Here is a 1,774-nt window from a genome sequence, read left to right on the forward strand (position 1 = left end):
GTCCGGTTCACTCCGGATTGCGAGGTGGGTGAGTGGTGGTGGTTTGAGAACTCAAGAGCGTATTTGTACTACTTCTTTATAGTCAATGATTGCCAGTTCGTTGCCGGCCATGTTGACGCATGGTGCCGAGGGATCGGTCAAACGGCGGCGAGGTTTTTGTGCGATGCGCCTTTCCTTATAAGGCGATCGTCAATTTTCTTAGATGAGAGTCACATGTTGGCTTTCCGCATAAGTTTTTTTGTGGAGGGTTCGATTCTGGCTCAGGATGAACGCTGGCGGCGTGCTTAACACATGCAAGTCGAACGGGATCCCAGGAGCTTGCTCCTGGGTGAGAGTGGCGAACGGGTGAGTAATGCGTGACCGACCTGCCCCATACACCGGAATAGCTCCTGGAAACGGGTGGTAATGCCGGATGCTCCAGTTGACCGCATGGTCCTCTGGGAAAGATTCATCGGTATGGGATGGGGTCGCGTCCTATCAGCTTGATGGCGGGGTAACGGCCCACCATGGCTTCGACGGGTAGCCGGCCTGAGAGGGCGACCGGCCACATTGGGACTGAGATACGGCCCAGACTCCTACGGGAGGCAGCAGTGGGGAATATTGCACAATGGGCGCAAGCCTGATGCAGCGACGCCGCGTGCGGGATGACGGCCTTCGGGTTGTAAACCGCTTTTGACTGGGAGCAAGCCCTTCGGGGTGAGTGTACCTTTCGAATAAGCACCGGCTAACTACGTGCCAGCAGCCGCGGTAATACGTAGGGTGCAAGCGTTATCCGGAATTATTGGGCGTAAAGGGCTCGTAGGCGGTTCGTCGCGTCCGGTGTGAAAGTCCATCGCTTAACGGTGGATCCGCGCCGGGTACGGGCGGGCTTGAGTGCGGTAGGGGAGACTGGAATTCCCGGTGTAACGGTGGAATGTGTAGATATCGGGAAGAACACCAATGGCGAAGGCAGGTCTCTGGGCCGTCACTGACGCTGAGGAGCGAAAGCGTGGGGAGCGAACAGGATTAGATACCCTGGTAGTCCACGCCGTAAACGGTGGATGCTGGATGTGGGGACCATTCCACGGTCTCCGTGTCGGAGCCAACGCGTTAAGCATCCCGCCTGGGGAGTACGGCCGCAAGGCTAAAACTCAAAGAAATTGACGGGGGCCCGCACAAGCGGCGGAGCATGCGGATTAATTCGATGCAACGCGAAGAACCTTACCTGGGCTTGACATGTTCCCGACAGCCGTAGAGATACGGTCTCCCTTCGGGGCGGGTTCACAGGTGGTGCATGGTCGTCGTCAGCTCGTGTCGTGAGATGTTGGGTTAAGTCCCGCAACGAGCGCAACCCTCGCCCTGTGTTGCCAGCACGTCGTGGTGGGAACTCACGGGGGACCGCCGGGGTCAACTCGGAGGAAGGTGGGGATGACGTCAGATCATCATGCCCCTTACGTCCAGGGCTTCACGCATGCTACAATGGCCGGTACAACGGGATGCGACCTCGTGAGGGGGAGCGGATCCCTTAAAACCGGTCTCAGTTCGGATTGGAGTCTGCAACCCGACTCCATGAAGGCGGAGTCGCTAGTAATCGCGGATCAGCAACGCCGCGGTGAATGCGTTCCCGGGCCTTGTACACACCGCCCGTCAAGTCATGAAAGTGGGTAGCACCCGAAGCCGGTGGCCCAACCTTTTGGGGGGAGCCGTCTAAGGTGAGACTCGTGATTGGGACTAAGTCGTAACAAGGTAGCCGTACCGGAAGGTGCGGCTGGATCACCTCCTTTCTACGGAGAAT

1 rRNA gene is annotated in these 1,774 nt (G+C 58.0%); it reads left to right on the forward strand.

Going from position 1 to position 1,774, the window contains the following annotated elements:
- The first annotated feature begins 237 nt into the window (after positions 1 to 237).
- Positions 238 to 1,763 (forward strand): 16S ribosomal RNA (locus tag KSX58_RS10230).
- Positions 1,764 to 1,774 lie beyond the last annotated feature (11 nt).

The organism is Bifidobacterium sp. MSK.17.10, assembly GCF_019129655.1.
GTDB lineage: Bacteria > Actinomycetota > Actinomycetes > Actinomycetales > Bifidobacteriaceae > Bifidobacterium > Bifidobacterium adolescentis.